Genomic DNA, 7,664 nt, shown 5'->3' with positions numbered 1-7,664 from the left:
AGACTGGAACACGATACGACGAAAGTGTCTATCTGAACGCATTGAGGAAGCGAGGCTCGCCCCTTCTTGCAAACCTCACGCCTCCCCCTCTAAAAACTTGACGGACTGACTCAGGGCGTGAAACGGACCGTCGACCGGGGGCCTCTATGGCATTTAGCGCCTGTCTGATTGGGGCGGTCTGTCGACGGCCGTATCAGTCGCTAACGGCAAAATCTTCTCGGCGGGCTCCCCAGAAAATGCGACCGGGTGCCAAACGGAGCCCGCGGCGGAATATGAAAATAGTCAGCGCGCTTAGCAATATTCCCGCAAACACGTCCGCCAGATAGTGTCCTCCTTGTGTCGGCGTCGAAGCGATCATGGTGAGATTCAGCAAAACTGCCAGCGGAAATAGCTTTCGAATATGTCGAAGGGCGTAGGCAGAGAGAACCGCGACTATCGTGTGAAACGAAGGCAGGGATATGAGACCTTGCGATGGCACCATTTCGAACACTCTGAGTTTGCCATTGCGAAGCAAATTGAAATCCGAGTAACCAGATGCGGTGCCGGGGTCGGAAATGCCGAAATGCAGGAAGGCACTCGATGCTGGAATCGGCGTCGAAATCAAAAGAAGCAGAGACCCGGTGAGCATAAAGAGAAGCACAAATTCTGATAGCTCGCTTCGGCGACCGGTCAGGCCGAGGATGATCGGAACCGCGAGGACTTGCACAAAGAAGCTCAGATACGCCAGTTGAAGAGCGGCTTGAAGCGTCGGATGGGCATGCACCCATCGATAAAAGAGTAACCAGTGAAAGCCGAGGGCATTATCGAATCGTATGAGACTTTCATCGACGAGGGGCGCGTTTACCGTTACGGTCAGGTATTGAAGTAAGTCATCAGATGCAATGAAGCAAAGCAGCAAGACGAGCCAACTCAGCGTATAAGCTGCCTCTCGGAAGCGCAGTATCGCGGTCATCGCAGCGTAACGGCGGATGCACGCAAGCGAGAATAGACCGCCTGCGATGCCGATTAGATTCATGGCGAACCGCACGATCCCAATCACCCCTTCTTCGTGAACCGAATAACCGCCGACCGAAACCCAGACGTAGTCAATAGTCGTGACCAGTACAAGGATGAGACATCCTGAAAAGTATCGGCTCACGAATAGTTGGCTAGTTTGCGCTCGAGATATCAACTTGCGATGGATCCCCGTCATGTGCGTTCATCCTCGATTCTTGTTCTACGAGTCTTATTTGTCGGTCGATTCTGCCATCGATCGCCGCTGCGACCCATTCATAAGCATCAGGCATGCCATCGGCCGATCGTCCGTGTCGTTGGCCATCCGTAGACGTCAGCGCGAGATGGAAAGTTGTACTGGTGTTTCAGATTTGAGACAGCGAGCGTTTTCGAGGGCCCGTAGCGCGATTTGTTAAAGCCTGGAAGAATCTCCCAGCTATAGCGTGACGCGAGCATCCTTTCGGGTTGATCCCGATATTGCGGAACAATTCAACCAATCGCGCGGTGCGATAAATGCCGAGAGGTCCGAGGAGCACTCCGCGTTTGGCATTGGGTCCCGAGTCTCCTTCTTCGAGCCGTCCAATTTGTCGCAAATCTGAACGTCGCGAGTCTGTAAATGCGCGTCGTGTACGCGCGCCTTCAACGTCTCGGCGATCTGGCATCCGCGCCTCGATCAGGATCCGGCCCATCGCTGGCTTCGAGCCGAGGTGCTCGAGGTATGCCTGGCGGCTTATCAGCGAGATCCTGTCCCGGACTCGCCGCAATCCAGTCGCTAGTTCGGTCCCACGCGCAACGGCTGTGTCACGGTCCGTGATGCGCTGTTACTCGCCTGCTAGCCGCGATTGAAGGTCGTCGTGGCAGAAGCGATGCCTGTGTCGCTTCTCCGAGGCGCAGGTCGCCAGCCTGGCTGGCTGCATCAACGACTTCAATCGATTCAAACCGCTCGTTCGGCCGAACGACGCGAAGTGCCACACTGGGAATGGCAGCGTCCATTTGGCGGAGCGCACAAGGAGATTGCCATGGAAGCGTTTGATTCCTCTTGTCATCGGCGGGTGCCGTGGAACAAAGCCAGCTTGACCGGGCAGAAGCCGCCGTCGAAGTGTCGGCCATCAGAGTTGCTTGCAGAAGAAGGTCGTCGCACACAACTCGCCGTTGGGCATTAATGCGTAGTTGGGCACTGTCCCAACGCGCCGCCACCCGGAACGCTCATAGAGCCGTTCGGCGTCGCCGCCGGTCACCGTGTCGAGCACGAGCACTGACTTGCCCTCTTCCCGTGCTGCGTGTTCGACAGCCGCCATCAGACGCTGCGCGACGCCGCGTCGTCTGGCCTTGCGGCGTACCAGCATCTTCGCAATGTCCGCGCGATGCGGTTGATTCTCCGGCTGCGCGGTAATGAGGTGCACCGTGCCGACAATCTGACCATCTCCTTCTTCGGCGATGAGCAATACACGTTCGCCGCTCGCGACATCATCGGCGACCTTGCGCCAGAATCCCACGGCTCTCTCACGCGATATCGGCAGCATGAAGCTCACCGAGGCTCCGCCTTCGACGCAATCGATGAGCACATCGGCCAACGCCTCCACACAGGCCGCCGCTTCGTTGGCACCGACGCGGCGCACGCTCAGATTGTCGATCACCCGTGTCCCCTACGATCGTTGATGGAAACCGTTGTCAGCGCCACGAGGTAACGCGCGGGCTTGCGGGTCGCGTTGAAGAAAGAGATGGGACCGTCCAGCCGCATCGCGAGGCAGTCACCGGCTTTGAGCCGCCAATGTTTGTCGCCGACAGTCATCTCCATCGCGCCTGAGACTATCCAGACCTGCTGATGAATCTCGGCGTCGCGCGCACCGGTGTCGTAGGTGACGCGCTGGCCTGCGGGAAAGTTGACCTCTACCAGTTGAATGGGCGAGGGAGCAACAGGTGAGAGCTTGCGGCGGACATAGCCGGAAGCGGGATCGGTCCAAACCGATTGCTCGGCGGAACGCGCCAGGGGCGACGCCTCGGTGACCGGTTCACCAGGTTGCTCGAACAGTGACGCGAGGGGGACATTCAACGCGGTGGCGAGCTTATCGAGAATGACGGCGGTGGGACTGCTCTGCCCTCGCTCGATGAGCGATATGTTGGAGCGGCTCACCTTGCTGCGTTCAGCCAAGGCGTCCAGAGACCATCCTTGCGCGTCCCGAAGTTCTCGCACGCGGCGTGCAATGGTGCTGTTGATGTCCATTTCATCCAGTATTATGGATTGCATTTCCAAAATACTGGATGATCAAATCTGGCTTGTCAACTGGATGGAATATGCGGTTTATCGAGTATCACAGCAAGAAACGAGGGGCAGTTGACTGTCGGCGCTAATATTGTTCAGGCAGAGGGAAGCAAGGGTGCGCCGCTGATCTCATCGCCGAGGGGGACTATGTAGTGGGTCGTTGGGAGGGTGGTGGCACACATACCGGCCCGGCATTCGGCGATTTCCTTGTCGGATCGTTGCCTGCTGCGACCGGCCGGAAAATGCACTTCACCGGCACCACCGTGCTACGGCTCAAAGACGGCAAGATCGTTGAAGAAATCGGGCTGGACGACGGCGTGACCGCACTGCAGCAACTTGAACTCCTTAAGGCAGCGTGATCAAAGGCGCAGCGCTCGCGCAGTCTTCAGGCAACAGGCCGGGCGCACTCCGGCCTGTTCAATGGGTGAAACGCGAAACGGATCGCCGATCTCGCGGAAACCATGTCGGGTAGCAGATCGTTCATAGGTCGGAAAAATTTCTCCCGCGTGATACCTTGCGGATGTCGATTTTGTGTCCACTCGTTCGTCGTGGTGTTGAAGGCAGCGAATGTCTTTCGACATAATCCGGAACTCACTTTTTGACAGGAGAAAACCAATGCGCGTGATGGTCATGATCAAGGCATCCCCCGAATCCGAAGCCGGTCAAATGCCCAGTATGGAACTCATCGAGGCGATGGGCCGTTTCAATGAAGAACTGGTCAAGGCTGGCATCATGCTCGGCGGCGACGGACTGAAGCCGAGCTCGAAGGGCGTGCGAGTGAAGTTTTCCGGCAAGGACCGAACCGTCGTCGACGGCCCGTTTGCTGAAACCAAAGAACTGATCGCCGGCTACTGGATCTGGCAAGTGCAATCCATGGACGAAGCCATCGACTGGGTACGCCGCTGCCCGAATCCGATGGTCAGCGACTCGGAAATCGAAATTCGCCCCTTCTTCGAGCCCGCGGACTTCGGCGAGGCGTTCACGCCCGAGCTGCAGGAGAGCGAAGAGCGGCTGCGGCAGCAGATTGAATCCAATCAGGGTAAAGAGCGTCGTTGACCAAGTACGCGACACGGCACGCTCCGTGCCGTCACGCCCTCGCGCCCAAATCCTCAAGTCCGATAGGACGTTCAGAAGATTAATCGTCGAGACGGTCACCTGCCGTGGCCGCTCTTCGATTTGCTGGCTCGGCCCGCTCGTGCATAACCGCCGTGCGGGTCTTGCAGTCCTACTGTCCACCCCAGACACCCCCTGCCCCCGGACCCCACTAAAATATCCCGGCATCTGTCCCACCAGACATCTACGACCGAGGCCGACACACTATGACGACTCTTTATCGCGGCATGGACCGGGCCGCGCTCGACGCGGCCTACAACAATACCCAGGCCATTCCAGACTTCCCCGAGGTGCTGCGGGATTTTCAGTCGCGCAGCACGAAGCTTTATGAAAGAGTGTCGTGCCGGCGGGACCTGCGCTATGGCGAGCGTCCCCGTGAACGTTTTGACTGGCTGAGTTGCGGCAATGCAGGAGCGCCCACGTTCATCTTTATCCACGGCGGCTACTGGCAGAACTGCACCAAGGAAGACTTTGCGTTCATCGCCGATGGACCGCTTGCCCGAGGTTTCAATGTCGTACTGGCCGAATACACACTTGCGCCGCAGGCATCGATCACGCAGATCGTCGGCGAAATCGGCCGTCTGCTGGATCACCTCGCCGCCGACCCCGATCAGCTCGGAACAGCAGGCCGCGAAGTGTGTCTGAGCGGTCATTCGGCCGGCGGTCATTTGACGGCCTTGCATCGGGCCCACCCCGTCGTCACGAGCGCGCTTGCGATCAGCGCTCTGGTCGATCTCGAACCGATCAGTCTTTCGTGGCTCAACGACAAGCTGCAACTGAGCAGGGATGAAATCGACGCCTATAGTCCGTTGCACCATATCGGCAACGGCGCGCCAATGATCGTCGCGGTGGGTGCAGCAGAACTGCCAGAGCTGGTGCGCCAGTCGGACGAGTATGGGGCGGCCTGTCAAGCCGCGGGCGAAAGCGTCGAACTTGTTCACGTGCCGGCGTGTACGCATTTCTCCGTGCTGGATGATCTTGCGCGACCGGACGGTATGTTGATGAGTGCGCTCGGGCGGCTGGGCTAGCGTTGCCTTTAGCGCGTTTGGCTGATCGGTGTCGTGGCGGCAATCGATGGTTGCTCGTGCAGCGGAGCAGCGCCATCGCCGGGCGCAACGCACCGGCCGATGCTTCAGGCGAACGGCCGCAAGGATGTTGAACCCCCGGTATGCGTGCGTCCAGCAGACGCGACTTCAGCTGACCGCAAGCATTCGCACGGGCCGTTCGACAAGTCCCGATATTCCTGAAATGCAGAGCGATGGCGCCGATCGGTCAGCGAACCTCGGCCGCCCATGCTTCGGCGTCGGCGCCGGCCGGGATGCGCAGCGGGGATGACGGGTCGGTCGCCGCACGCCACACGGCTTCGGCGACGTCCTGTGCCCGGGTGATCGGCGAAGACGTTTCCTCCAGCCCCGCGAAGACCTTCTTGACGAGATCGGCATAGGCTTCGTGGTCGATGCCATGCATGTGCGCACGCGCGTTATCACCGAAACGGGTCTCGGGGGCGCGGCCCGGCAGCACCAGGCGCGCCCGCACGCCGAACTGCTCGAGCTCCAGCGCCATCGACTCGGTGAATGCGTTCACCGCCGCCTTGCTCGCGCGGTACGCGCCGAGCAACGGCAGTGCCTTCAGCGTCACGCTCGACGTGACGTTCACGACGACGCCGGCCCTACGCTGGCGGAATTGAGGCAGCACCGCTTGCGTCATTGCGATCGTTCCGAGGGTATTGGTTTCGAAAACCTCACGCACCGTCGCGATCGGCACGAGTTCGGCAGGGGAAGCCGCGCCGAAGCCCGCGTTGTTGACGAGAACGTCGATCGGGCCCGCGGCCTCGACAGCCGCTTGAATGCTCTGTGGATTCGTGACATCGAGCGCCAGCACGCGCAAACGGTCTGAAGGTGGCAGCACATCGGCACGCGGCGTGCGCATCGTCGCGATAACCTGCCAGTCGCGGGCCAGGAAGCAGCGCGCGATCTCGAGGCCAAATCCGGAAGAGCAGCCGGTGATCAGCACGGTTTTCATGAGAACTCCTGTGGGGTGGTTGACGTGTGCACCTACGATAGATCGCCGAGTCCGTACTCGCTACAATCAATCATCCGAATTTCATTTGCAGGAGTCCGGCAATGATCGATCCGTTGGCCGAAGTCGTCACGCTGCTGCAGCCGGGCGCCCGGTTCTCCAAACTCGTGCTCGGCGCGAGCCCCTGGCGCATCAGCCGATCGGATGCCGGCCAGCCGTTCTATTGCGTGATACTCGACGGCGGGTGCCGCATCGCGATCGACGGACACGAGCCCATCGAGCTACTGGCGGGCGACTTCGTGCTGATTCCAGCGGCCTACGGCGTCGCCATGTCCAGCCTCGCAGCGCCACCGCCAGGCGTCGAAACGCCCGCGCCCGTCGCGCTGGGCAACGGCGAATTCAGACTCGGCGCGCCGGACCGCCCGATCGACGCACGCATGATGGCGGGCCACTGCAGCTTCGGTTCGCCGGATGCGTCGCTGCTGGTCTCGCTGCTGCCGCAAATCGTGCATGTGCGCGGCGAACAGCGGCTCGCCACGCTCGTGCAACTCGTCCGGGAGGAATCGCGCGAGCAGCGGCCCGCGCGCGAAGTCGTGCTCTCGCGACTACTGGAAGTGCTGCTCATCGAGGCGCTGCGGTCGACGGCAGAAACGAACGCGTCACCGGGCCTGGTGCGCGGGCTCTCTGATGGCCGCCTCGCGGCCGCGATCCGCGGGATGCACGAGCACCCGACACGCGGGTGGACGGTGGCCGAGCTCGCGAAGGAGGCCGCGCTTTCGCGCTCGAGCTTTTTCGAGCGCTTCAGCCGCGCGGTCGGCGTTGCGCCGATGGAATATCTGCTCACCTGGCGCATGGCGCTCGCGAAGGATCTGCTGCGTCGTAACGAAGGCCGTGTCGCCGAGATTGCGCAGCGCGTCGGCTATAGCTCGGCCAGCACGTTTAGTGTCGCGTTCACGCGGCATGTCGGCCGGCCGCCTACACAGTACGCGCGAGAAGAACAGGCGGCCGCGAATAACGGATGAGGTGTGACCGCTCAACCTAAGGCCGCCCGATGGCCACCAAAGCCCCCGCTTTCAATCGACACACGCTGGAGGAGTCATGACTCATCTGGCGCAGCCGCCGCAATCAGCATGTCGCGCAACCATCTGGTCGCGGGGCCGCCATGGTTCCGGGAATGCCACGCCATCGAGCGCGTGAAGTTTTACACTTCGAATGGGAGTTCGACACGGCCCAATCTTCACTAATGACCGACTGAACGTACGTTCAGCCGGAGCGA

Annotated in this window: 8 protein-coding genes and 2 pseudogenes; 5 read left to right on the top strand and 5 right to left on the bottom strand. The window is 60.5% G+C overall.

Annotated elements, in window-relative coordinates; genetic code table 11:
- Nucleotides 1–193: 193 nt before the first annotated feature.
- Nucleotides 194–1,192 (bottom strand): phosphatase PAP2 family protein, encoded by a 999-nt coding sequence (locus tag FVF58_RS08675; protein ID WP_149669479.1) that lies wholly within the window; start codon nt 1,190–1,192, stop codon nt 194–196.
- A 436-nt stretch (nt 1,193–1,628) separates the two neighbouring features.
- Between FVF58_RS08675 and FVF58_RS52575 the strand changes: the two are divergent.
- Nucleotides 1,629–1,769 (top strand): annotated as a pseudogene (locus tag FVF58_RS52575) (LysR family transcriptional regulator); the annotation flags it as partial.
- Between the two features lie 333 nt (nt 1,770–2,102).
- On the opposite strand, the gene FVF58_RS08665 reads toward FVF58_RS52575, so the two are convergent.
- Together FVF58_RS08665 and FVF58_RS08660 are read right to left on the bottom strand one after the other, a co-directional pair.
- Nucleotides 2,103–2,630 carry a GNAT family N-acetyltransferase gene (locus tag FVF58_RS08665; RefSeq protein WP_149669478.1) on the bottom strand — a complete coding sequence of 176 codons (528 nt, stop codon included), beginning with the start codon at nt 2,628–2,630 and terminating at the stop codon, nt 2,103–2,105.
- Nucleotides 2,627–3,217 carry a helix-turn-helix domain-containing protein gene (locus FVF58_RS08660; RefSeq protein WP_149669477.1) on the bottom strand — a complete coding sequence of 197 codons (591 nt, stop codon included), beginning with the start codon at nt 3,215–3,217 and terminating at the stop codon, nt 2,627–2,629. The genes FVF58_RS08665 and FVF58_RS08660 overlap by 4 nt, the downstream gene beginning before the upstream one ends.
- Before the next feature lie 161 nt (nt 3,218–3,378).
- Between FVF58_RS08660 and FVF58_RS52570 the strand changes: the two are divergent.
- Nucleotides 3,379–3,615, top strand: a pseudogene (locus tag FVF58_RS52570) (ester cyclase); the annotation flags it as partial.
- On the opposite strand, the gene FVF58_RS08650 reads toward FVF58_RS52570, so the two are convergent.
- Nucleotides 3,616–3,888 (bottom strand): hypothetical protein, encoded by a 273-nt coding sequence (locus FVF58_RS08650; protein WP_149669476.1) that lies wholly within the window; start codon nt 3,886–3,888, stop codon nt 3,616–3,618.
- On the opposite strand from FVF58_RS08650, the gene FVF58_RS08645 reads away from it, so the two are divergent.
- Together FVF58_RS08645 and FVF58_RS08640 are read left to right on the top strand one after the other, a co-directional pair.
- Nucleotides 3,872–4,312 carry a YciI family protein gene (locus tag FVF58_RS08645; protein WP_149669475.1) on the top strand — a complete coding sequence of 147 codons (441 nt, stop codon included), beginning with the start codon at nt 3,872–3,874 and terminating at the stop codon, nt 4,310–4,312. The genes FVF58_RS08650 and FVF58_RS08645 overlap by 17 nt on opposite strands.
- 263 nt (nt 4,313–4,575) lie before the next feature.
- Complete coding sequence (locus FVF58_RS08640) at nt 4,576–5,397, top strand: alpha/beta hydrolase (protein WP_149669474.1); 822 nt, start codon at nt 4,576–4,578, stop codon at nt 5,395–5,397.
- Nucleotides 5,398–5,641: 244 nt separating this feature from the next.
- Here FVF58_RS08640 and FVF58_RS08635 read toward each other — a convergent pair whose 3' ends face one another.
- The gene (locus tag FVF58_RS08635; protein ID WP_149669473.1) at nt 5,642–6,391 is read right to left on the bottom strand and encodes an SDR family oxidoreductase; all 750 of its coding nucleotides are present in this window, start codon (nt 6,389–6,391) and stop codon (nt 5,642–5,644) included.
- Nucleotides 6,392–6,492: 101 nt separating this feature from the next.
- On the opposite strand from FVF58_RS08635, the gene FVF58_RS08630 reads away from it, so the two are divergent.
- Nucleotides 6,493–7,410, top strand: a complete 918-nt coding sequence (locus FVF58_RS08630; RefSeq protein ID WP_149669472.1) for an AraC family transcriptional regulator — start codon at nt 6,493–6,495, stop codon at nt 7,408–7,410.
- Nucleotides 7,411–7,664: the final 254 nt, after the last annotated feature.

The organism is Paraburkholderia panacisoli, from assembly GCF_008369935.1.
GTDB classification, from domain to species: domain Bacteria; phylum Pseudomonadota; class Gammaproteobacteria; order Burkholderiales; family Burkholderiaceae; genus Paraburkholderia; species Paraburkholderia panacisoli.
Note: the sequence above shows the minus strand (reverse complement) of the source record. Positions and strands in the feature narration are given on the sequence as shown.